The 21,261-nt window shown below is 64.7% G+C and carries 20 protein-coding genes, 1 tRNA gene and 1 other RNA gene; 7 read left to right on the forward strand and 15 right to left on the reverse strand.

Going from position 1 to position 21,261, the window contains the following annotated elements; all coding sequences use genetic code 11:
- Window positions 1–163 precede the first annotated feature (163 nt).
- The 6 genes from G404_RS18860 to hrpB all read right to left on the reverse strand — a co-directional run bounded on the left by G404_RS18860 (window position 164) and on the right by hrpB (window position 6,634).
- The gene (locus tag G404_RS18860; RefSeq protein WP_245584501.1) at window positions 164–1,351 is read right to left on the reverse strand and encodes an MlaA family lipoprotein; all 1,188 of its coding nucleotides are present in this window, start codon (window positions 1,349–1,351) and stop codon (window positions 164–166) included.
- Between the two features lie 125 nt (window positions 1,352–1,476).
- Window positions 1,477–1,812: a YbaB/EbfC family nucleoid-associated protein gene (locus G404_RS0111115; RefSeq protein WP_028641143.1), complete on the reverse strand. Its 336-nt coding sequence runs from the start codon at window positions 1,810–1,812 to the stop codon at window positions 1,477–1,479.
- Window positions 1,809–3,590 carry a DNA polymerase III subunit gamma/tau gene (locus G404_RS0111120; RefSeq protein WP_028641144.1) on the reverse strand — a complete coding sequence of 594 codons (1,782 nt, stop codon included), beginning with the start codon at window positions 3,588–3,590 and terminating at the stop codon, window positions 1,809–1,811. The genes G404_RS0111115 and G404_RS0111120 overlap by 4 nt, the downstream gene beginning before the upstream one ends.
- 71 nt (window positions 3,591–3,661) lie before the next feature.
- Window positions 3,662–3,756, reverse strand: an RNA gene (gene ffs, locus G404_RS20095) — signal recognition particle sRNA small type.
- Window positions 3,757–3,854: 98 nt separating this feature from the next.
- Window positions 3,855–4,133: an ETC complex I subunit gene (locus G404_RS0111125; RefSeq protein ID WP_028641145.1), complete on the reverse strand. Its 279-nt coding sequence runs from the start codon at window positions 4,131–4,133 to the stop codon at window positions 3,855–3,857.
- A gap of 32 nt (window positions 4,134–4,165) precedes the next feature.
- Window positions 4,166–6,634, reverse strand: a complete 2,469-nt coding sequence (gene hrpB / locus G404_RS0111130) for an ATP-dependent helicase HrpB (RefSeq protein ID WP_028641146.1) — start codon at window positions 6,632–6,634, stop codon at window positions 4,166–4,168.
- On the opposite strand from hrpB, the gene G404_RS20875 reads away from it, so the two are divergent.
- The gene (locus G404_RS20875; RefSeq protein ID WP_245584502.1) at window positions 6,618–7,121 is read left to right on the forward strand and encodes a hypothetical protein; all 504 of its coding nucleotides are present in this window, start codon (window positions 6,618–6,620) and stop codon (window positions 7,119–7,121) included. The two genes, hrpB and G404_RS20875, sit on opposite strands and share 17 nt — an antisense overlap.
- Before the next feature lie 13 nt (window positions 7,122–7,134).
- Here the strand turns inward: G404_RS20875 and G404_RS18865 are convergent, their stop codons facing one another.
- On the reverse strand, window positions 7,135–8,124 hold the full coding sequence (locus G404_RS18865; RefSeq protein WP_245584503.1) for a polysaccharide deacetylase family protein: 990 nt from the start codon (window positions 8,122–8,124) through the stop codon (window positions 7,135–7,137).
- Between the two features lie 170 nt (window positions 8,125–8,294).
- On the opposite strand from G404_RS18865, the gene G404_RS20635 reads away from it, so the two are divergent.
- Together G404_RS20635 and G404_RS0111150 are read left to right on the forward strand one after the other, a co-directional pair.
- Complete coding sequence (locus G404_RS20635) at window positions 8,295–8,450, forward strand: hypothetical protein (RefSeq protein WP_169719703.1); 156 nt, start codon at window positions 8,295–8,297, stop codon at window positions 8,448–8,450.
- Between the two features lie 90 nt (window positions 8,451–8,540).
- Window positions 8,541–9,557: an aldo/keto reductase gene (locus G404_RS0111150; protein ID WP_028641148.1), complete on the forward strand. Its 1,017-nt coding sequence runs from the start codon at window positions 8,541–8,543 to the stop codon at window positions 9,555–9,557.
- A 37-nt stretch (window positions 9,558–9,594) separates the two neighbouring features.
- On the opposite strand, the gene G404_RS0111155 is transcribed toward G404_RS0111150, so the two are convergent.
- Window positions 9,595–10,608, reverse strand: coding sequence for a polyprenyl synthetase family protein (locus G404_RS0111155; protein WP_028641149.1), 1,014 nt, complete (start codon window positions 10,606–10,608; stop codon window positions 9,595–9,597).
- Between the two features lie 97 nt (window positions 10,609–10,705).
- On the opposite strand from G404_RS0111155, the gene G404_RS0111160 reads away from it, so the two are divergent.
- On the forward strand, window positions 10,706–10,990 hold the full coding sequence (locus tag G404_RS0111160; RefSeq protein ID WP_028641150.1) for a chorismate mutase: 285 nt from the start codon (window positions 10,706–10,708) through the stop codon (window positions 10,988–10,990).
- A 5-nt stretch (window positions 10,991–10,995) separates the two neighbouring features.
- On the opposite strand, the gene G404_RS0111165 is transcribed toward G404_RS0111160, so the two are convergent.
- The 4 genes from G404_RS0111165 to G404_RS0111180 all read right to left on the reverse strand — a co-directional run bounded on the left by G404_RS0111165 (window position 10,996) and on the right by G404_RS0111180 (window position 12,637).
- The gene (locus G404_RS0111165; protein ID WP_028641151.1) at window positions 10,996–11,355 is read right to left on the reverse strand and encodes a type II toxin-antitoxin system VapC family toxin; all 360 of its coding nucleotides are present in this window, start codon (window positions 11,353–11,355) and stop codon (window positions 10,996–10,998) included.
- Window positions 11,352–11,555, reverse strand: coding sequence for a type II toxin-antitoxin system VapB family antitoxin (locus tag G404_RS0111170; RefSeq protein ID WP_028641152.1), 204 nt, complete (start codon window positions 11,553–11,555; stop codon window positions 11,352–11,354). The genes G404_RS0111165 and G404_RS0111170 overlap by 4 nt, the downstream gene beginning before the upstream one ends.
- Before the next feature lie 64 nt (window positions 11,556–11,619).
- On the reverse strand, window positions 11,620–12,075 hold the full coding sequence (locus G404_RS0111175) for a hypothetical protein (protein ID WP_156906281.1): 456 nt from the start codon (window positions 12,073–12,075) through the stop codon (window positions 11,620–11,622).
- An 88-nt stretch (window positions 12,076–12,163) separates the two neighbouring features.
- Window positions 12,164–12,637 (reverse strand): Lrp/AsnC family transcriptional regulator, encoded by a 474-nt coding sequence (locus G404_RS0111180; RefSeq protein WP_028641154.1) that lies wholly within the window; start codon window positions 12,635–12,637, stop codon window positions 12,164–12,166.
- A gap of 379 nt (window positions 12,638–13,016) precedes the next feature.
- Here G404_RS0111180 and G404_RS0111185 point away from each other — a divergent pair, with 379 nt between their 5' ends.
- The 3 genes from G404_RS0111185 to G404_RS0111195 all read left to right on the forward strand — a co-directional run bounded on the left by G404_RS0111185 (window position 13,017) and on the right by G404_RS0111195 (window position 15,916).
- Window positions 13,017–14,732 (forward strand): sensor histidine kinase, encoded by a 1,716-nt coding sequence (locus G404_RS0111185; RefSeq protein ID WP_028641155.1) that lies wholly within the window; start codon window positions 13,017–13,019, stop codon window positions 14,730–14,732.
- A gap of 45 nt (window positions 14,733–14,777) precedes the next feature.
- Window positions 14,778–15,791 carry a polysaccharide deacetylase family protein gene (locus tag G404_RS0111190; protein ID WP_028641156.1) on the forward strand — a complete coding sequence of 338 codons (1,014 nt, stop codon included), beginning with the start codon at window positions 14,778–14,780 and terminating at the stop codon, window positions 15,789–15,791.
- Window positions 15,792–15,840: 49 nt separating this feature from the next.
- A tRNA-Ile gene (locus tag G404_RS0111195) sits at window positions 15,841–15,916 on the forward strand.
- A gap of 83 nt (window positions 15,917–15,999) precedes the next feature.
- Here G404_RS0111195 and G404_RS0111200 read toward each other — a convergent pair.
- From G404_RS0111200 to G404_RS18870, 3 genes are all read right to left on the reverse strand, one after another.
- The gene (locus G404_RS0111200) at window positions 16,000–16,875 is read right to left on the reverse strand and encodes an OmpA family protein (protein WP_028641157.1); all 876 of its coding nucleotides are present in this window, start codon (window positions 16,873–16,875) and stop codon (window positions 16,000–16,002) included.
- A 147-nt stretch (window positions 16,876–17,022) separates the two neighbouring features.
- Window positions 17,023–17,889 (reverse strand): TauD/TfdA dioxygenase family protein, encoded by an 867-nt coding sequence (locus G404_RS0111205; protein ID WP_028641158.1) that lies wholly within the window; start codon window positions 17,887–17,889, stop codon window positions 17,023–17,025.
- Window positions 17,890–17,900: 11 nt separating this feature from the next.
- Window positions 17,901–21,221, reverse strand: a complete 3,321-nt coding sequence (locus G404_RS18870; RefSeq protein ID WP_036521156.1) for a S41 family peptidase — start codon at window positions 21,219–21,221, stop codon at window positions 17,901–17,903.
- Between the last annotated feature and the right edge of the window lie 40 nt (window positions 21,222–21,261).

Here is a 21,261-nt window from a genome sequence, read left to right on the forward strand (position 1 = left end):
CCCCCGTGTCCGGCCGGTGTGGTTGCGCGCTTTCGAGTGCGCCTGCCACAGGACCTTTGACGGGGCTTTGCGCAGATATGGGATCACTGCGGCGTGGCCGCAATGCCCTTTGAACCAAAGACGGTAGACATCTGCGCGGTTTCAGGGGCAACGCCGCCTGCAATCAGCTTCCGCCGAGATGATATCTGGGCGGCAAGGGCTGTACCACGGCATGCGGCTGGATGATCGGCACCGCAATGAACACCGGCGGCGGGGGCGGCTGCGGCAACCGAACCTGGGCGGATGGCGATGGCACGGCCGCAGGCGCCGGGGCAAGCGTGGCCGGAACGGGTGGCTTTGCCGGGCCCTCGGGCTCGAGCGGGCGCACGAACGGCGGCTGGCCGACTTCGCCCTTGGCCAGCGGACCACGCCCGTGCAGGCCCTCGATCTCTTCGAACCGCGATCGGAAATAGGCCTGGCGGTACGAGGCATAGACATTGCTGGTCTTGCGCACACGTTCGACGCCTTCATCGATGTCGACGCGGTAATCCAGTTCGGTAATCACGCCCGAGGCCGTGACATAATAATAATTTTTCAATGGCTTGAACGCCAACGGCAGCGCCGCGTTGTCAAGCAGCGAGCCGATCAGATCGCGCACCGAAGTCGGACCCACCAACGGCAGGAACAGATAAGGCCCCGGCCCGATCCCCCAGTATCCGAAAGTGTTGCCAAATCCGTTGGGCCGGTAATGGATATTGAACGGCTTTTTCTTGGCCACATCGAGCAGCCCGCCGATCCCGATGGTGGAATTGATGCCAAACCGCGCCAGGGTCTGCGCCGCGCGCCCCGGATGCAATTGCAGAACATGGTTCAACGCGTTGACCGGCTCGGTCAGATTGAAAAAGAAATTGTGCAGACCCTGGCGCATCGGCGAAGGAATGCCATCGCGGTAAACGTGCATGACCGGCCCGATCAGCGCCTTGTCGACCGATTCGATTGCCTGGAACGAGACCTTGTTGACCCCTTCGACGGGATCGATCTTCTGCATCTTGTGTTCGCCCGACACGACAATCTGCGCGTTTGCGGCAGGCACCGGCGTATCGCCAGCCGCAGGCGCGGGGGTATCGGCAGCCGCAGGCGAAGGCGCAGCGGGCGGGGCGGCAGGGGCCGGATCGGCCGGCGGTGTCGATACCGGCGCCGCGGGCTCGACAGGAGCAGCGGCTTGCGTCGGGGCGGCAGGGGCCACGCCCTGAGCCGGCGGTTCGGTCTGGGTCAACGAAGCCGCAAGCACGGCGGTCAGCACGATCAATTCGGATCCTTTCGCCACACGGCGCACGGGGGGCATGCGGTATGGGTCGCGCAGTGCGCGCATCGCGTTCCTAGCACGCAATTGTCAAAAAAGCCTGAGAGTTGCGAACGGCATGCCGTGCGCAAGGCTCTGCTTATCGCAGGTGCAGCATGATCGGGACAGCTGTCTGCGGGGGAAGCCCCCCCGGATCAGAACGGCAGTTTGAAACCCGGGGGAATGCCTGCTGCCATCTGCACCTTCTGCATTTCTTCGGCCGCCACGGCATCGGCCCGGCCGCGGGCATCGTTGAACGCCGCCGCCACCAGATCCTCAAGAATGCCCTTTTCGGACACTTGCACCAGGCTGTCATCGATCGCCACGCCGATCACGCGGCCCTTGGCGGTGGCGCGGATGCGCACCAGCCCGCCACCGGCCAGGCCGTCGACTTCGATCGAATCGAGGCGGCCCTGCGCCTCGCCCATCTGCTTCTGGATCGTCTCGGCCGCGCGTTGGGCGGCCTGGATCATGTCTTCCATCGATTTCATGCGCGTCGGCTCCAGGGTTTTGCGCCGGTATCGGCAGAATCCGGCTGATCGATGATCCGCGCCTCGGGAAAGGCCGCCATCACGGCCTTGACCAGCGGATCGTCATGCATTGCGGCATCTTCGGCGGCGGCCTGCGCAGCGCGCACTTCTTCCAGGCTGGGCGCGCCTGCGGCATCGCCGCGTTCGACCTGCCACCGTTCACCGGTGGCGGTTTCAAGCGCGCGGCGCATATCGGCCGACGGATCGCCCGGAATGCCGGGTGCCAGTTCATAGACCAACGTGCCCGACGCCAGCGTGATCACCCGCACCGCCAGCCGCATCGTCGATGCCACCAGCGGCGAAACCTGATCGACCTGATCGACCAGTGTGGCCCAGTCGACGGGCCTGGCGACAGCCTGCGCGGCGGGCGCCGCACTGCCGTCGGGCCCTGCATTTGCCGGGGCAGCATGCGCCGCGTCGCGCACCAGCGCCTCGATCTTGCGGACCAGACCGCCGGGATCGGGCATGTCGCTGGCATGCATCACGCGCAGCATGGCCATCTGCGCTGCGGCCAGCGGATCGGGCGCGACGCGCACTTCGTCATGACCTTTCAGCAGCAATTGCCACAGGCGGTGCATTTGCCCGGCGCTGAGTGTCTTGGCCCAGGTGCCGATCGCCTCGCGCTCTTGCGCGCCTGGCACATCGGCTTTGCCGGTTACTTGCGCCAGCGTGACCTTGTGCACCAGGTCGAGCTGCGCGCGCATCAGCGCCAGCGGTTCGATGCCCAGCGCATATTGCCCTGCCACTTCGCCAAGCACTTGCGCCGGATCGCCCGACAGCAGCGCGGCAAACAGCCGGCCCTGCATCGCGCGATCGGCCAGCCCCAGCATTTCGCGCAACTGCACCGCAGTGACATGCGTGCGGCCTTCGCCGCCGGTGGCAAGGTCGGCGTGGCTGATCGCCTGATCGAGGATAGAAAGCCCGTCGCGCACCGAACCCTCGGCGGCTGCGGCGATCAGATCAAGCGCCTCGGGATCGGCGCTGACCGCCTCCTTTTCGCAGATCATCGCGAAATGCGCGGCCAGCACCGGTGCCTCGATGCGTTTGAGATCAAACCGCTGGCACCGCGACAGCACGGTTACCGGCAGCTTGTCGACTTCGGTGGTGGCAAACAGGAATTTGACATGCGCCGGCGGTTCTTCAAGCGTCTTGAGCAGCGCGTTGAACGCATTGCGGCTGAGCATGTGGACTTCGTCGATGATATAGATCTTGTACCGCGCCGAGACCGCGGCATAGCGCACCGCCTCGATGATTTCGCGCACATCATCCACGCCGGTGTGGCTGGCGGCGTCCATTTCGATCACGTCGATATGGCGCCCTTCGGCAATCGCCTGGCACGGTTCGCATTGCCCGCAGGGATCGATCGTGGGCCCGCCCTGCCCGTCGGGTCCGATGCAGTTCAGCGCCTTGGCAATCAGCCGCGCGGTGGAGGTTTTGCCCACCCCGCGAATGCCGGTCATCAAAAAGGCATGCGCCAGCCGCCCGCGCCGGATAGCATTGGCAAGGGTTTGCACCATCGCCTCCTGCCCGATCAGTTCGGCAAAAGTCTGCGACCGGTATTTGCGCGCCAGCACCCGATAGGCCTGGGGCGGCGGGTCCGCTGCTGCATGCGCGGCCGGCTGCCGGGCGGCAGGCGCGGGATCGCCAAACATCGAATTCTGCCCCGCAGCCTCAAGCGCGGCAGCGGTCAGCGGTTCGTTGGCGGCATCGCCAAACATGTCGGTTGAATCGGCCATCATGCCACTAGGTAGAAGCTATGGCGGGGAAAGTCGAATGCCGGTGGAGCAGTGGTCCACATCTGCAAGCTTTCGCAAAAGGAGCCGGGCGACCCGTCGCTGATCGTTGTGGCTGCTTCCTTCCGGATCTGACCAGGTTGGCGAACGCAAACGTCCACCCGACTCCCGGTCGCGCCTATGACCGGACCGCGCCGAAATTGCAAGAGCGCCTGGCGTTGGCGTGTGCGGCAACGCTATACGCTGTCAGGCGCGCGTCGCAGACAGCGTTCAGCGAAAATTGTCGGCGTAGCTTTGCAGTTTCAACCGCCGCGGTGGCGTCGGGGTGACGTGCACGGCGATCCCGTAGCGTTCGGCATAGGCGCGCGCCTCGGCTTCGCTGGCGAACTTCAGGATCACCTGCTGCTGCATGTCGCCCGATCCGGCCCAGCCGGTCAGCGGGTCGGGTTTCTTCGCCTCGGCCGGGGCGAATTCAAGCAGCCAGTCATTGATGCGGGACTTGCCCGACTGCATGGCGTTCTTGGGGCGCTGAAAGATGCGTGCGGTCATGCCGCGCGCTTGCAACCGAATCGCGCGACAAATCAAGTCCGTTTTTGTCCAAGGAAGGCGTTCTTGGTCTTCAGGCTGGGCGCCTCGGTCCAGGGCGTGTCGGGCCAGCGGTGTCTGGGATAGCGGCCCTTCATGTCCTTGACCACATCGCGCCACGATCCACGCCAGAATCCGGGCAGATCGGCAGTGGTCTGGATCGGGCGCCCGCCGGGCGACGTCAGCGACAGCAGCAGCGGACGCGGCGGTTGCCCGATCACCGGATGCCGGTCCAGCCCGAACAGCGCCTGCACCCGCAATTCGACGGTCGGTCCGGCATCGTGATCGTAATCGATCGCATGCGATGCGCCAGTGGGGTCGCGGAATTGTGAAGGCGCCACCCTGTCCAGATCCTGTGTTTGCGCCCAGTCCAGCCGGGCCAGCAGCGCCTCGTGCAGTTTGCCCGCGTTGACCGCCAGATCGCGCCGCCCGGCCAGCAGCGGGCCCAGCCACACATCGGCGCTGTCGCGCAGGGCCTGTTGCGACAACACATCCAGGCTTGCGTGACGCGCGCGTTCGATCAGCGCCAGGCTGGGCTTGCCCAGCGGCAGCAGGCCAAGACCGGTTTCGCGCACCGCCGCGATCAGCCGCGCGACCATGGCCGCATTATCGGGCTCCGGATCGGGCACACGCGCCATGACGATCGCACCCAGCCGCCGTTCCAGCCGCGCCTCGACCCGCGCCTCTGCCGCGTTCCAGTCGATCGCGGTGCGCCCGGTCAGGCGATGGCCAAGGTGGCGGGCGATATCCGCTTCGTCGAGCGCCAGCGCGGCGGTGATCCGCGCGCCGCGCGCTTCGCCCTGGGCATCGCCGATCACCAGCCAGCGCGCGGTGACAAATGGCGATGCCGGATCAAGCCTGAACCCGCGCCCGCCGGCCGCCAGCCAGTCTTCTCCATTGGCCGATCGCGCGCGGGCAATACGATCCGGGAACGCTTCGGCCAGCAGCACCGCCGGGGGCAGATCTTCCTGCCGGGCCGCCGGGATCAGCCGCAAGGCCGCGCGTGCCCAGCGCTGCGCCAGATCGCGTGCCGCCCCCGCCCGCGCCGAACGATCCGCATTCCACGCATCGAGCCGCCGTGCCAGATCCTCGCTGCGCCCGCCCAGCCCGCGTTCCTGCAACAACAGCGCCAGTCGCGCCGCCAGCGTGGCCGTGCGATCGCCCCGCGCCGCGGCATAGAGCAGCATGTGCGCCAGCGCCGGCTCCATCGGCAGGCGGGCCATCGCGGCGCCATGCGGCGTGATCCGCGCTTCGCCATCAAGCGCACCCAGTGCGGCAAGGCTGGCGCGCGCGGCGGACAGCGCCGCGACCGGTGGCGGATCGATCCACGCCAGCGCGCCGGCATCGCCGGCGCCCCATTGCGCCAACGTCAGCGCTAGCGGGCCCAGGTCCTGGGTCAGGATTTCGGGCGCGGCAAAGGCCGGCCTGCCCGCATGCGCCGCCTCTTCCCACAGGCGATAGGCCGTGCCCGGGCCCTGTCGCGCCGCGCGGCCTGCGCGCTGGGCCGCCGCCGCCTGGCTGGCGCGGGTGGTTATCAGCCGGGTGACGCCCGCCGCCTTGTCGAATTCGGCCTGCCGCGACAGCCCGGCATCGACGACCACCGACACGCCGTCGAGCGTCAGCGAGGTTTCGGCAATGCTGGTGGCCAGCACCACCCGGCGGCGGCCATTGGCATCGCGGCGGATCGCGGCGCGCTGTGCGGCGGGATCCACTTGTCCGTGCAGTGGCAGGACCAACGCTTGCGGCAGGCGCATGGCCAGAAGATCAGCGGTACGGTCGATCTGGCGCACACCGGGCAGGAAAGCCAGGATATCGCCGGCGGTTTCACCCCAGGCGCGCACGATTGCGGTGCTGGTCTGCGCCTCTACCGGCTGATCCGCCGACCAGCCGAGCCAGCGGATCGTCAGCGGATGCGCGCGGCCCTCGCTTTCGATCACCGGCACCGATGCCTCGCCGCGTTCGAGCAGTGCAGCAAAGCGCGCGCCATCGAGCGTGGCCGACATCACCAGCAATCGCAGATCGGGCCGCAACACGGTCTGCGCCTCGATCGCCAGCGCCAGCCCGAGGTCGGCGTCAAGATGACGTTCGTGCGCCTCGTCGAACAGCACCGCCGACACGCCCGCCAGTTCGGGATCGCCCAGAATGGTCGCGACAAAGATCGCCTCGGTCATCACCACGACGCGGGTTGCAGCACTGCGCTTGCTGTCCAGCCGCGTGACATAGCCCACGGTCTGCCCCGCCACCTGATCCAGCAATTCGGCCATGCGTTCGGCCGCAGCCCGCGCCGCGACGCGGCGCGGGCTGAGCACGATCACTGTCCCTGTGCACCAGTCTTGCGCGATCAGGGCGGGCGCCACCGCGGTGGTCTTGCCCGCGCCCGGTGGCGCGATCAGCACTGCCGAAACCCCCTGCGCCAGCGCGGCAAGCAGATCGGGAAGGACAGAATGGATGGGCAGATCGGACACCGGCCATGCCCTAAGCGGCGTGGACACAATCCGCAACGCCGCAGGCGGCGTGGGCCTCGATCAAGGCTGCGCCTGTGCGTACAAGCCGATCCCGGGTATTGCGCCGAAACAGACCAGTTCGCCGCCAGGACACGTACATTACGCTGTTTACTCGGCCAGACGGCATGATAATCTCGACGCTTGGAACGATGTGAACAGCCCCGGTCCTGTGCGAACAGCCGGCGGCGGCAGAAACGATCAACAGTCGGCCTCAACCGACAGCAGAAAAAAGGGTTGCCGCATGTTTCTGGATTTGCGCGATCAGTGGCCGCCGGTTCCTCCGCCCTCGCCCCTGCCCGAAACCGGCAAGCCAAAGTTGAACCGGCGCGGCGAACGGATCATCGGCCTGATCGTTGCGATCAATCTGGGCCTGCTGCTGCTGGCCCCGATTGCGGGAACCAGCATCATTCAGGCCATCTTCGCGCTGCTTTCCACCATGCACCGCTGAACCTGACCAGGTCTTATTGGCTGTCGAGCCGGTTGTATTCCTTTTCGATCCCCTTGGGCACATCTTCAAAGTCGTCCCACGGCAATTCCTTGTTCAGCGTCAGCGACCAGCGTTCAAGCCATTCCACGCCGTCCTTGCCCGCGTAATTGTCGGGCGTCTGATAGGCCGGATCCAGCATCGCCTGTTCAAGCGGGATGACATGCATGTTCTGGCGCGCCAGGATCGCGGCCAGCCCTTCGAAGCAATCCGCATTCAGCCGGGTATCGTGCAGCAGCATGACATAGGCAATGTCGCGCCCGAACAAGGCCATCGAGGCCCGGCGGTACCAGCCGATGGTGCGTTCGGTATAGGCCAGATAGATGTCGCGGATGCGCGTCGCCTCGGCCTTGTTGCCTTTCATCACGGCATTGTCGTAGGGTTCGGCAAATTCCCAGTCATCGGCATCGATCGTGACCGGCGCGATGCGATAGCCATGTGCGGCCAGCCATTGGTCGATCTCGGCCTTCACCGGCTCGGGACTGCCGGTTTCCAGATAAGGGTGGCGGAACCATTGCAGTTTGCGATGCGCGTGATCCATCATCGGACGGATCACCTTTTCGCCCCGGGCAATATCGGCGATATAGGATCTGGCGCCAATCTGGTTGGGCGACGAATGCGAAAACGTGTGGTTGCCCAGATCGAACCCGGCCTTGAGCCAGCGGCGCAGCACCGCGATCTGGCGGGCCCGGATAATGTCGTCAAGCTTGCCCTCGTTGACAAAGCCGATCGCCGAAAAATGGTGCCGCTTAAGCCCCGCGATCAGCGCCTTGTTGGTGGCATCGACATAATCCTGCTGCGGCTTCAGCACGATCCCGGGCAGATCGTCGAATGTCAGCGCGATATTGGCAGGCGATGGCTTGGCCACGGGGGTGGCTGTGGCCGCTGCCACCGGGTTGCAGGCAAATCCCAGTGCGGCAATTGCCAGTACAGCATGGACAGTCGAACCAAGCAGGCGATGAAACACGGCGTTTGACGGGCAAGACAACACGGACAATCCTGTTGAACATGAGGTGACGACGAGATGAACCGTGCTATAGCCACGCTACGTTGCGCAATGCATGAAAAATCTGGTCCATTGCGACAAAAGGTCGGGGAAAACGTGACCGCAACGGCGTTGCGCACAGGGTATCGACGATGAAGACGGCAATCACCATCATTGCCGATCTGGTACGTTCGCTCGTGCTTGGCGGGCTGGCCGTGGCGGGCGCCGTGCTGGCGCTGGTGCTCGTTTCGGCGGCGACCGGATATGCGCTTTGGCGCCTGTGGCATCGCGCCCGGCGGCGCGCCTGAGGCTGCCCCTTGACCCGCCCCGAAAGATTGGGGCAATCAGGTTGCAAGTCGCAACCGTCCTTGCGCACATCGATCAATCCGGAGATCCCGATGAAACATCGCCGTCTTGGCACGTCTGCCATTGTCGTGTCCGATATCTGCATGGGCACGATGACCTTTGGCAGCCAGACCGACGAAGCCACATCCTTGCGCATTCTCGACCGCAGTTACGACGCGGGGATCAATTTTTTCGACACCGCAGAAGGCTATCCGGTGCCACCCGATGCCAAATGGGTTGGCCGCACCGAAGAAATCGTCGGCAAATGGCTGAAGACCAAGCCGCGCGATGCCATCATCCTGGCCACCAAAGTATCGGGCCCCAGCCACGTCTGGTTCAAAAGCCCCAAGCGCAGCGGCATGACCGCGCTCGACCGGCGCAATATCATGGTGTCGGTCGAAGACAGCCTGACCAAGCTCGGCACCGACTATATCGACTTGTACCAGACCCACTGGCCCGATCACGACACCGCCTATGACGAGACGATGGAGGTGCTCGACGAACTGGTGCGCGCGGGCAAAGTGCGCGTGCTGGGCTGTTCGAACGAGACGTCGTGGGGCCTGATGAAATCGATCGCGGCGTCGGACAAGCTGGGCGCGGCGCGGTATCACACGATCCAGAACAATTTCAGCCTGAACAACCGCCGGTTCGAGGACGAACTGGCGCAAGTCTGTCGCAAGGAAGGGGTCAGCCTGATCCCCTATTCCCCGATCGGTGGCGGCGTCTTGGCGACCAAATACAGCAACGGCGCCCGGCCCGAAGGCGCACGCTTTTCCAACTATCTGGCGATGGGCGGACGGCAGGAAGCGATGGCGCGCCGTTTCGTCAACGACAAATCGATCAGCTCTGCCGAACGCTTTGCCGCGATTGCCGCCGACCATGACCTTGATCCGGTGACTTTTGCGGTCGCCTGGTCGAAACAGCACGATTTCGTGGCTTCGACCATTGTCGGCGTGTCGCGCGAAGACCAGCTCGACCCGATCTTTGCTGCCGCCGATCTGGTTCTGCCCGATACCGCGATGAAGGCGGTCAACGCGGTCAGCCGCGCGATCATGTACCCGATGGGATAAGCGCCATCCTCCCCGGAAACGGGGAGGCTAAAGCCGTCTAGAAGCGGCGCGCCACCGCGAATTCCGCGGCCTCGGTCATCGCGGCCTTGGCCGCTCCGGCGGGAAAGGCGGCGATGGCGTCGATGGCGCGCTGTGCGTAATGGCGCGCGCGTTCGCGCGTGGCGTGGACCGCGTCGTGTTTGCGGATCAGCGCGATCGCCTCGGCAAGGTCGGCATCGCTGTTGCGATCGCCGGCAATGGCATCACGCCAGAACGCGCGTTCGTCCTCGGTGCCGCGCGCATAGGCCAGGATCACCGGCAGGGTCATTTTGCCCTCGCGGAAATCGTCGCCCTGGTCCTTGCCCATTTCGGCCGCATTCGAATCATAATCGATCGCATCGTCGGCCAGCTGGAACGCAATGCCCAGATTGCGGCCATAGGCGTCAAGCGCGGCCTCTTCGGCTTCGGGCCGTTCGGCAACCACCGCGGCGATGCGGCACGCGGCGGCAAACAGCGCGGCGGTCTTGCCGTTGATGATCGCCAGGTACCGTTCTTCGGTGGTTTCGATCTGGCGCTGGGCCACCAGTTGATCCACCTCGCCCTCGGTGATCACCGCAGCGGCATTCGACAGGATGCGCAGCACCTTGATCGAGCCATCTTCGACCATCAGTTCAAAGCTGCGGCTGAACAGGAAATCGCCCACCAGCACGGTGGCGGGATTGCCATAAATGATATTGGCGGCCTGCTTGCCCCGGCGCATGTCGGACCCGTCAACCACATCGTCGTGCAGCAGCGTGGCGGTGTGGATGAATTCGACCGCCGCGGCCAGTTGGTAATGGCGGCTGCCGCCATATCCGACCAGCGCTGCTCCGGCGAGCGTCAACATCGGACGCATGCGTTTGCCGCCGCCGGCGATCAGATGACCGGCCAGCGCGGGTATCAACGGGATGCGCGATTGCATCCGGTCGAGAATGACCGCGTTGACGCTGTTCATGCCATCGGCGACAAGCGCCATCAGCGGCTGAAGCGAAGGTTCGGCCCGGCGGGGCAGCGGATGGATCGAGGCAGACATCGCCCGACCGATTGGCCTGCGGGCGGGCACTTGGCAAGTTTAAGTTTACGCAGCTATGGGGCCTCTACGTGCAATACCCGTACCGATGGAGATGTGAATGCGCCAGGACCGTGTACTCGACGGCTATCGCCAGAGCATCGACAACATCGATGCAGCGATGATTCACATCCTGGCCGAACGGTTCCGGATCACCCAGGCGGTGGGCGCTTACAAGGCTGAACACGATCTTCCACCCAGCGACCCCGACCGCGAACAGCGCCAGATCGAACGCCTGCGCAAGCTGGCGGCCGACGCCCGCCTGGACCCCGAATTTTCCGAAAAATTCCTGCGCTTCATCATTCAGGAGGTGATCCGCCACCACGAGCGGGCGCAGGGAAAGTAGGCGCGTCAGGCGGCAATGCCAAACTCGGCGGCGACCGCCTGCAACCGCTTGTCGCGAGTCCACAAGGCGGCGTCGGCAGTAAGGCGTACCGATGCCAGGAGATGGGCGTCGATATAGCCGATCCCCCGGCCATGCAGGGCGTATCGGTCAATGAATGCAAGCACTTCGCTATCTTTGGCAACAATCGCCTGAGGCAATCCCTGCAACGCGTCCAGAATGGCTCTGCGCTGTCCCAAAATGCCGAGCGAAAGTTCGCCCACAACAAACGGATGCGCCAGCACTTGTGCCCGGTCCAGTAGCGCCGCAAGCGCCCGATCGGTCGCGCGCAAGTGATCGATCCACACCGAACTGTCGACCAGAATCAAGCTGCTTTCGCTCCGGGCCGGCGACGCGGCGGCAGCACCAACTCCGGCTCGCTGCCGCCAAGCCGGGCCAGACGCCGCGCGCTTTCGCGCTCGATCAAGGCGGTCAGCGCTTCGCGGACAAGCGACGACTTTTCCTTCAGGCCAGTGAAGGCCTGGGCTTTGGCGACCAGGTCGTCATCGAGGGCAAGTGTGGTGCGCATGGCATGTCCTTTGCTAGGGCATCAAAAATAGCATCAAATGATGTTGAAAACAATGCATCGATGATCACTTGGCCGGCGTGGCAGGCCATGGCTCCAGCGCTTTGGGTTCTGCGGGCATATAGACGATACCGTATTGTTCGACGGACAATCTGATGGCCGATTTGTCCGTGTCGAACGCCAGATCGAGGATCAAGTCCTCGCCAGCGCTGCCCGGCAATCGTATCGTGCCCGACATGGCATGCCAGTCCAAGATCGCACCCTTGGGGAAGCGGTAGCCGTGGCATCGCATGACGCCCTGCGCCAGGCCCATCGGGAATTCCCAACTGGTATGGTGGATCAACCATTCGCAGGTCTGTTTCTCGACTGCCTCGGTTGAATGCAGGCAACCGACGGAGAAGAACTCCGCGGGGTCGGTACCCCAGTAAAATGTGATCGACCGGCGCTTTGGCGCAACAGCAGTTTGCGCGTGGGGTGCAACTTCAAACTGATGGAGGGCATCGCACAGCGTCTGTTCGGCCAACGCCGGTTCCGCCCCACATGTCAACGCCGCTGCCAACAACGTCCATGCACGCTTCATACCGGCGCTCCATGTCAAACCAAACGCGGCGTTACTCGACATCCTCCAGTGGCACACCCGGCTGCTGCTTGGCGGTGCGGATCGTCAGCGAGGTCTTGACGCTGGCCACGTTGGGCGCAGGGGTCAGTTTGCTGGTCAGGAATTCCTGAAAGCTTTGCAGATCGCGGCTGACGATTTTCAGGATAAAATCGATCTCGCCGTTCAGCATGTGGCATTCGCGTACTTCGGGCAGGCCGCGCATATGCTCTTCGAACTGGCGCAGCGATTCCTCGGCCTGGCTTTTCAGACTGACCAGCGCGAACACGGTGATGGCAAAGCCCAGCTTCGAACTGTCGAGATCGGCGTGATAGCCGCGGATGACGCCTGCTTCTTCAAGCGCGCGCACGCGGCGCAGGCAGGGCGGCGCGGTCAGGCCAACCCGCTGGGCCAGTTCGACATTGGTAACCCGGCCTTCGGCTTGCAGTTCGGCAAGCAGCCGGCGGTCAATTGCATCCAGTGTCGCCATGGTCCTCGTTGCCGTCAGGTCGGATTCTTGTCAGGTCGATGTGCGCGTCGAAATGCGTGAGGGGCGAGAGCGTTGATCCCCGGCGGTTCCCCCGCCATCGGATGCAAGCAAGATTCGCCTCTCAAGACCCTGCCGCTCTATAATATTCTTGTCTCTTACCGCAATCGTCCCACATTGCAACGCAATCAACACAGCGCTTTCCACGCTTGCACATTTTGTTAGGGTCCTGTGTCCACTGGCACTCGGCGCCTTGGCCGGCAGGCCCACAGGGGGCACGAACCTTCGGCAAGGTACAGACGTTAACACCGCGTTCGCAAGGGTGCTGCACGAACGTACGAATCGGATGACACGGCCCGCGGGCCGACTATGCGGAGCAGCAATGATCGTGGATGACCGCCTTGATACCGTGCTGCAGACGCATGCGGCCGGCCGGGCGGGCCTTAACACCCAGTTGCGTCAGCTGATCGATATTCTTGGCCGCACCCCCGATACGCATTGGACCGATCGACATGATCTGGCGCTGGCCAGGCTTGATGCGCTGCATGCGGATCTGGGCGATGCGGCGTCGGCGGTGCTGATCGGGCTGTGCACGCTGCGTTCGCCGCGGCTGGTCGCGCATCTGGTCGAGCGCGGCCCACGCACCGCGCTTGCCGCGATCAACCGCGCACGGCTTGAAGACGAAGATTGGCTGCGCCTGGTGCCCGGCCTGCCGATCCATGCGCGCGGCGCGCTGCGCCACCGTCGCGATCTGTCGCCAGCGGTGATTGCGCTGCTGGAACAGCTGGGCATCGGTGATTTCGTGCTGACCGGCCCTTTGGTGCAGGCCGCACCCATCGCGCCGGCGGCGCCCCCGGTGGCACCCAAGCCCGCCTCCAATCTGGTGCAACTGGATCGCCAGCGGCGTACGGAACTGGACGAAATGCCTGCGCGCGAGGGCATCGGGGCGATTGTCCGCCGGATCGAGGCCTTTCGCCGCAACCGGCAGGACGAGACCCGCGCCGAACCGGGCCAGACACGGTTGCCTTTTGCCGAGTGCCCCGCTGCCGAATCGCCGGTTACGCTGATCGACATCGCGTTTGATGCAGGCGGCATGATCATCGCCGCCGAAGGTGTCGATGCCGCGCTGCTGGTCGGGCACATGCCGTTTGTGCCGGCATCGGACAGCGCCGCCGCATCGGTTGATCCGGCCACGCTGGCCGCGTTTCGCGCCCGGCAGCCGATCGTGGCAGGCGCGCTGACGGTGGACGGCGCGCCACGCATTGCCGGGCAATGGCGGATCGACGCGGCGCCGGCGTTTGGCTGTGCCGGCGGACAGTTTGCCGGGTATCGCGCCAGGCTGCGCCGCCCCCTGCCCGGCACTGTCGCCGCGCAACCCGCCGATCAGGGGGGCGATGTGCTGCAGCAGTTGCTGCACGAATTGCGCACCCCCATCAATGCGATCCAGGGCTTTGCCGAACTGATCCAGCAACAGATGCTGGGCCCCACGCCGCACCAGTACCGATCGCTGGCCGCCTCGATCGCGGCGGATGCGGCGCGCATGCTGGCAGGTTTTGAAGATGTGGAACGGCTGGTACGGCTGGAATCGGGGCGTGTGCAGGTTGACCAGGGCCAGGCCGACCTGACCCGGATCGTAACCCGGCTGATGGCCCAGCTTGACCCGTTGATTGCCCCGCGCGAAGTACGCCTGCGCTGGACTGCGCCCGATGTGCCGCTGCCGGTGGCGATCGATCCGGCCGAGGCTGAACAGATGCTCTGGCGTCTGCTGTCGACCCTTGTCGGTGCGGCTGCGCCGGGTGAACGGCTGACGCTGGCGCTTGTCCCCGACGCGGCGCACCTGACCGCCAAGTTGACGATGACGCTGCCCGCAGCCCTTGCGCTGCGCGACGATGATGATCTGTTTGCGCCCGATCCATCGCGCCTGGGCCGCGGTGTGGGCATGCTGGGCCACGGATTTGCACTGCGGCTGGCACGCGCGGAAATTCGCGCTGCCGGTGGTGATCTGAACCGCGCGACCGCGCCGGGATCCCCGGTTTTGGACATGGTTCTGCCGCTTGACCAGCCTGCGACCCTTGACCAGGCCGCTGCCGCTTTATAGCCAAGGGTGACCCGCAGATGGCCGGGGGGTTGTGAGGGAACGAGTTTGGCCAGTGCGAGCGGTGGCCCGGATATTCGCGATATCCCGGGACCCGGCGATTTTGTCCGGTTTGCGCCAGGGTTTGGCACCCGGTTCGTGGTCACGGTCGATACCGAAGAGGAATTCGACTGGGCCAAGCCGTTTGACCGGTTTGGTCATGGCCTGACCCATGTGCCCGCGCTGGGCCGGTTTCAGGCATTCTGCGAAGACAATGGTATCGCCCCGGTGTATCTGCTCGATTACCCGGTGGCGTGCGATGCGCGGGTGGTCGATCTGCTGGGACCTGCCGTCGCCCAGGGCCGCGCCGAAATCGGTGTGCAACTGCACCCCTGGGTCAATCCACCGCATGACGAGGCGGTGACCATCCACAACAGCTATGCCGGCCATCTGCCCGCCGACCTCGAACGCGCCAAATTCGAACACTTGCACCAGACTATCGCTGCAGCCTTTGGCACGGCCCCGCGCATCTATCGCGCCGGGCGTTATGGCGTGGGCCCCAACACCGCGCAGATCATCGCCGACGGCGGCATCCGCATCGACAGCTCGATCCGCGCACAGTTCGACTACACCGACCAGAGCGGGCCGTGTTTTCGCGACCATCCATCGCACCCGTGGTGGATCGATCGCGCGGCCGGACTGATCGAACTGCCGCTGACAACGGTGTATTGCGGATCGCTGCGGCGGTATGGCGGCGCGGTGTACCATCGCCTGTGGCGGATTGCGCGCATGCGCGGCGTGCTGGCCCGGCTCGGCATGCTCGAACGTGTGCCGCTGACCCCTGAAGGCGTCGATACCGCCGCCGCGCTGCGCGCGATTGATGCGGCGCTGCATGATCGGCTGCCGGTGCTGGTGTTTGCATTCCACAGCCCTTCGCTGGTGCCCGGCAACACACCCTATGTCCGCGACGACGCCGCACTGGAACGCATGTATGATTGGTGGCGCACGGTCTTTGACCATTTGCGCCGGCGCGGCGTGATGCCTGTCACCATGTCCGATATCGCCGCGGCTGCGCAAGGCTGACGCGTCGCTTGCAAAGGGACACCGGCCGCTTTACTCGCCTGTCCTGCGTGGGCCTGTAGCTCAGCGGTTAGAGCTGGCCGCTCATAACGGCTAGGTCGCGGGTTCAAATCCTGCCGGGCCCACCATCGCCACGCAAACGCCAGAAGCGTCCGAAAAAAACGGACGATGTCGGGTTTCGTCAACTGCCTGGGGCCTGCGACGCGGCGTTTTACAGCCCGTCCAGCCCCTTGCTGACCAGGATATTGACCGACACGCGACGGTTCTGCGCCTTGCCCTCGGGGGTGTCGTTGCTGGCCAACGGGTCGGCTTTGGCCATGCCGGTCGGTGTCAGCATGCGATAGGGTTTCCAGTGGCAGGCCTGTTGCAGGAAATTGATCACGCTGCCGGCGCGTTTTTCGCTCAGCGTCTGGTTGTATTCGTCGCTGCCCACCGAATCGGTATAGCCGACCACCAGCATCAACGCATTGTTGGTGTTTTCGGCAGCTGCAGCCGCGGCGCACAAGTCTTCGCGTGCCTTGCCCGACAGCGCTGCCTTGCCGGTGTCGAAAAACACGTTGGTCGTGCTTTTGATATTGTACTTGTCGATATCGCCCATGCGCCCGCGCAGCGCCTCGGTCGCGGCGGCCTGTTCGTCAAACCGTTGCGATGTGCCCGTGCGGATCATGTTGGCGGTTTTCAGATCGCTGGTCTTGAACGTCACCTGCGCTGCCACCAGGCCACCATCCGCCTGCAACGTGCGCACCGTTACCGGCAGGCCGTTGAGCAACTGGTCGGGCGAATATTTGCTGCTGCTGGTGCCAAACAGCCCGCCGCCGCCCTTGATCCGGGTGCTATCGCTGATCGCGATCACGGTGCCGGCGCCGTCAGGCGTCATCACCTTGATCCGGTTGCCGTTGCGCGCGGCGATCACGCCCCTGATTTCGGGCCCCGGCACCAGCGCCGGGGCATCGGGTGCGCGTTCGCCATTGACCACGATATTGGGATCGGTTTGCATCTGGCCCTGGGCAGACGCGCTGCCCCACGCCGGTACGGCCAGCACGGCAAGCACCGCGAGCGCTGTCGGCCTGTTGGAAATGACCCGCATCACACTGCTCCTTTGACGGTCTATCAGATGCCGCAGCCTGTTTGCGCCGGGCTTGCTGGCCGATTAACGGGGCGCGCACCACGCACGAAATTGCCGATGGTTTGCGCGCACCATGCGGCGAACCGAGCGTCCTCTGCCGCAAATCCGTCAGGCGGTCAAAGGATCTGCGGCCTCCAGCGCCTGCCCTTCGATGGTGATGCGGTGCATTTCGCGGCGATGACCGTGGTAATCGTTGTGCGCCAGGTGCCAGGTGGCGCGATTGTCCCACAACGCCACCGAACCGGGTTGCCAGTGAAACGTCTCGTGAAACCGGGGATCGCGGCAATGCGCAAAAAGCCTGTCGAGCAGCGCGCGCGATTGCGCCTCGGGCAGTCCGGCAATCGCGATGGTGAAACCCGGATTGACGAAAAGCACGCGGCGGCCGCTGAGCGGGTGGATGATCACCACCGGATGGGTCACGTCGCTCAACCCGTCTGCTGCAGGCGCATTGCCGATCCGCCCCTTTGGCGCATCGCGCTCGTCGGCATAAGCCAGCGCCTTGCTGCCGAACACGTGCCGCGCCGAATGTACCGCGCGCAAGCCCGCGATGCATTCGCGCAGATCATCGGGCAGCGCGTCGTAGGCGGCGGCCATCGAGGCAAAGTCGGTTGCGCCACCCTGCGGCGGCAATTCGCGCGCCACCAGCACCGAGCCCAGCGCCGGTTCGCGATCATAGCTGTGATCGGTGTGCCAGCCGCCACCGATATTGGTGCGCTGGTCGGGTTCCTTTACCACCAGCGCGATTTCGCGATGGTGCGGATGCGCGGCAAAGAAGCGATTGATGTTGATCCGCCCGAGCGCGCGGGCAAAGGCGATATGCTGCGCCTCGTCGATCGCCTGATCGCGAAAGAACACCACGCCATATTCGGCAAAGGCCGCGCGGATATGCGCCAGATCGCCGGGGGCCAGATGGCCCAGATCAACGCCCAGGATTTCTGCGCCGACTTTGCCGTGGGGCCTTGTCTCGATCGTCATGGACCCTCTCGTCAATCGGCGCTGTCGGGCAGCACCGGCTTGCGATCGGGTGCGGCGGGCTGCACAAAGCGCGGTGGCGGGGCCTTGCCCAGCGCATCGAGCGCCACGGCGATCGCGGCTTCCAACTGCGGATCGTGGCCCAGGCGCTGTCTGGCCGGGTCCTGTTCCACCGCGATATCGGGCGCGATACCGATATTTTCGACTTCCCATTCGCCCGTGGTGCCATAGATCGCCCAGCGCGGTGCGGTCACGTTGCCGCCGTCGATCAGATTGGGATACCCACCGATCCCGACCAGACCGCCCCAGGTGCGCGCGCCGACCAGCGTGCCGACACCTGCCTTGTGAAACAACCAGGGCAAGGCATCGCCGCCCGATCCCGACATCTGGTTGATGATCATCACTTTCGGCCCGAAAATCGCCTGCGCCGGTTCGACCACCGGCTCGCCTTCGCGGGTCGAATTGACCATCTGCGGGGTGCGCTTCAACTGATCGACGATGAAATCGGCAATATCGCCGCCATGGTTGAAGCGTTCGTCAAGGATCACCCCCTGCTTGCCGACCGCCGCGAAATAATACCGATTGAAATTGGCAAAGCCGCCCGCCGCGGTGTCGGGCAGATAGACATAGCCCAGCTTACCCCCCGACAGCCTGTCGACCAGCAGGCGATTGCCCTCCATCCATGCATGAAGCCGCAGCGGGGTATCTTTTGCGACAGGCACGACCTTGACCGTGCGCGATGCCGTGCCGTCGGGATTGGGCCCGACCGTCAGTAGGGTCTGTTTGCCCGCCAGCCCTTCGAAGCCCTTGGTGACTTCGTTGGCCATGTCGACCGGTTGACCGTTGATCGCCAGCAGGTATTCGCCCGCGTGCACTTCGGCCCCCGGCTGGGTCAGCGGCGCATGCAGTCCGGGATTCCAGTTTTCCCCCTTCAGCACGGTGCGGAACCGGTAATGCCCGTTGGCCTGTTCAAAATCGGCCCCCAGCAGCCCGACATTGGCCGGGGTCTGTTTGGGCCCCTCGCCGCCGCTGATGAAAGTGTGGCCCACGCAGATATGGCCGGTCATTTCCTCGAACAGCGCATTCAGTTCAGCGCGGCTGCCAAGCCCCGCCAGAAACGGCGCATACAGCTTTTCCGCGCGCGCCAGATCAAGCCCGTGGACTTTGGGATCATACAGAAAATCGCGTTCGATCCGCCACACCTCGTGGTACATCTGGCGCCACTCGGCGGCCGGATCGACCTGGATGCTGGCAACAAATTTGACCGCGTCGGGGCCGGATTTGGCCGGGGCGTCGGTGGGCGACAGGAACAGATCGCCCTTTTTCGCAAACAGCAGTTTCTTGCCATCGCCCGACACCGACAGCGAACCTTCGTCTGCCGCATCGACCAGCGTGACGGGTTTGCGGGTCTTGGCATCGTAGCGCACCACGGCCACCGTGGAGGGCGCACCATCGGTCATGTCGTGATCGGTTGCCACCACCGGGCCGCTGACGGCCAGCACGGCTCCGGCCTCGGCCGGCAGCAGCGCTACATAATGCGCGACGGGCAGACCCAGCGCGACGATACGCTGATCAAGCCCTTCAAAATCGATCTGCACCGGCTTGGCGACGGCGGTCTTGTCTTTTTTGTCCTTTGCGCCGGTATCTTTCTTGTCGGTGTCCTTCTTGTCCGCGTTGTCTGCGTCGCCTTCTTCGTCGCTTTGCGGTGCGGTGGGGGCGGCGGTGTCCTTGCGCAACACCGCGGCATAGACCGCACCATCGGTCGCGCGTCCCAGGCTCGACATATCGAGCCAGCCGGCGCCCAGCCCGCGGCTGGTGTTGGCAATAAAATACAGCACATCGCCGCCCGCATCAAAGCATGGTGCGGTCGCGTCGCTCATCCCGTCGGTCAGCGCGCGCGACGTACCTGTCTCGACCGCGTGGATCATGATCGTGTGCAGATGGTTGGTGCCCTGCACCGCATAGGCGATAAACCGGCTGTCGGGCGACCAGGCCGGGGTGAAACCGTAATCCGGACTGTCGTAGCGGTCGGTGGCGATCCGCACCGGCCTGCCCTCTTTGGCCGACAGATCGACCAGCCACAGGTTCAGCCGCTTGTCGCTGAACACGATCCGCCTCGAATCCGGCGACCAGACCGGCGCGTAGAAAAACGAACCCGGTGTGACCAGATCGATCTTGCGCACTGCGCCTGCGCCGTCGGCGGCGCGCACATGCAGCGCATATTCGCCGGTTTCGTCGCTGAAATAGGCCACCTGCCTGCCATCGGGCGATGGTGCGGGATCGCGTTCGGCAATGCCGGTGGTCTGCGTCAGATTGCGCGCGTCGCCCTTTTCCGCCGGGATCGACAGGATCTCGCCATGCGCCTCGATCACGATCCGTTTGCCCGACGCGGTCACCACCGCTTTGGCAATATCGCCCGATTCCAGGGCTTTGAGATGCGGCCGCAGCGCCGGCGCCTCGGCCCCGACGGTGATTTGCGGGTGCGACAGTGTGCCTGTGGCCAGATCATACAGTTCGATCCGCCCGAAATGATCGATCACGATCGCGCCCGGTCCCACCGCGGCCGAGGCCATGTCAAACCCGTGATCGTTCTCGATCACCCGCGCCACCGTGCCGCCCGGTGCATAGCGATAGAGCGTGATCGGCCCGTCGCGGTCGGACAGGAACCACACGTCATTGCCGACATACATCGGATTGCGATCGTTGGAATTTTCACGCGGCACTTTGGTGATCGCGCTGTCCTTCAGATCGGCGATCCAGATCCGCGCGGTCTGTCCGCCGCGATACCGTTTCCACGCCGGTTGCCACTGGTTGAATGGGGTATAGGCCATGTGGCTGCCATCGGGGCTGAGCGCGGCCTGTTCGCCTGAAGGCAGCGGCACCGGGTGCGGATCGCCGCCGGTGACCGGGATCGTGTAAAAGCGGTCAAGATCGCGCACCATCTCGCGCGCAGAGCGGAACAGGATATTCTTGCCATCGGCAGTCCAGCCCAGCGCGACGTCATCGCCCGGATGCCAGGTCAGACGTCGCGGCGTGCCGCCGACGGCCGGTACGACATAGACATCGCGATTGCCGTCATACCGCCCGGTGAACGCGATCATCGATCCATCGGGCGAAAACACCGGGCGGCTGTTGTCGCCCTGCCCGGTGACCAGCACATGCGCCGCACCCCCGCCGCGCGGCACGACCCAGATCGCGCCGGCGTAATCGAACGCGATCTGCGTGGCCGACAGGCTGGGGTGCTGCAACAGCCGGGGCGGTTCGCGCCCCTGTGCCGCCGGACCGAAGATCAGACCGGCAAACAAGGCCGTGGTTGCAAAAAATACGCCGCGCATGACACCCCCCGTCGTGATGTCACCACCAGCAACGGGACAC

Source organism: Novosphingobium acidiphilum DSM 19966, assembly GCF_000429005.1.
Taxonomy (GTDB): domain Bacteria; phylum Pseudomonadota; class Alphaproteobacteria; order Sphingomonadales; family Sphingomonadaceae; genus Novosphingobium; species Novosphingobium acidiphilum.

Coding starts and splice junctions, on each gene's coding strand:
- G404_RS18860 (WP_245584501.1), bottom strand. CDS start 1,351: ATGCGCGCACTGCGCGACCCATACCGCATGCCCCCCGTGCGCCGTGTG.
- G404_RS0111115 (WP_028641143.1), bottom strand. CDS start 1,812: ATGAAATCGATGGAAGACATGATCCAGGCCGCCCAACGCGCGGCCGAG.
- G404_RS0111120 (WP_028641144.1), bottom strand. CDS start 3,590: ATGATGGCCGATTCAACCGACATGTTTGGCGATGCCGCCAACGAACCG.
- G404_RS0111125 (WP_028641145.1), bottom strand. CDS start 4,133: ATGACCGCACGCATCTTTCAGCGCCCCAAGAACGCCATGCAGTCGGGC.
- G404_RS20875 (WP_245584502.1), top strand. CDS start 6,618: ATGGGCAGATCGGACACCGGCCATGCCCTAAGCGGCGTGGACACAATC.
- G404_RS20635 (WP_169719703.1), top strand. CDS start 8,295: ATGAAGACGGCAATCACCATCATTGCCGATCTGGTACGTTCGCTCGTG.
- G404_RS0111150 (WP_028641148.1), top strand. CDS start 8,541: ATGAAACATCGCCGTCTTGGCACGTCTGCCATTGTCGTGTCCGATATC.
- G404_RS0111155 (WP_028641149.1), bottom strand. CDS start 10,608: ATGTCTGCCTCGATCCATCCGCTGCCCCGCCGGGCCGAACCTTCGCTT.
- G404_RS0111160 (WP_028641150.1), top strand. CDS start 10,706: ATGCGCCAGGACCGTGTACTCGACGGCTATCGCCAGAGCATCGACAAC.
- G404_RS0111170 (WP_028641152.1), bottom strand. CDS start 11,555: ATGCGCACCACACTTGCCCTCGATGACGACCTGGTCGCCAAAGCCCAG.
- G404_RS0111180 (WP_028641154.1), bottom strand. CDS start 12,637: ATGGCGACACTGGATGCAATTGACCGCCGGCTGCTTGCCGAACTGCAA.
- G404_RS0111185 (WP_028641155.1), top strand. CDS start 13,017: ATGATCGTGGATGACCGCCTTGATACCGTGCTGCAGACGCATGCGGCC.
- G404_RS0111200 (WP_028641157.1), bottom strand. CDS start 16,875: ATGCGGGTCATTTCCAACAGGCCGACAGCGCTCGCGGTGCTTGCCGTG.
- G404_RS0111205 (WP_028641158.1), bottom strand. CDS start 17,889: ATGACGATCGAGACAAGGCCCCACGGCAAAGTCGGCGCAGAAATCCTG.
- G404_RS18870 (WP_036521156.1), bottom strand. CDS start 21,221: ATGCGCGGCGTATTTTTTGCAACCACGGCCTTGTTTGCCGGTCTGATC.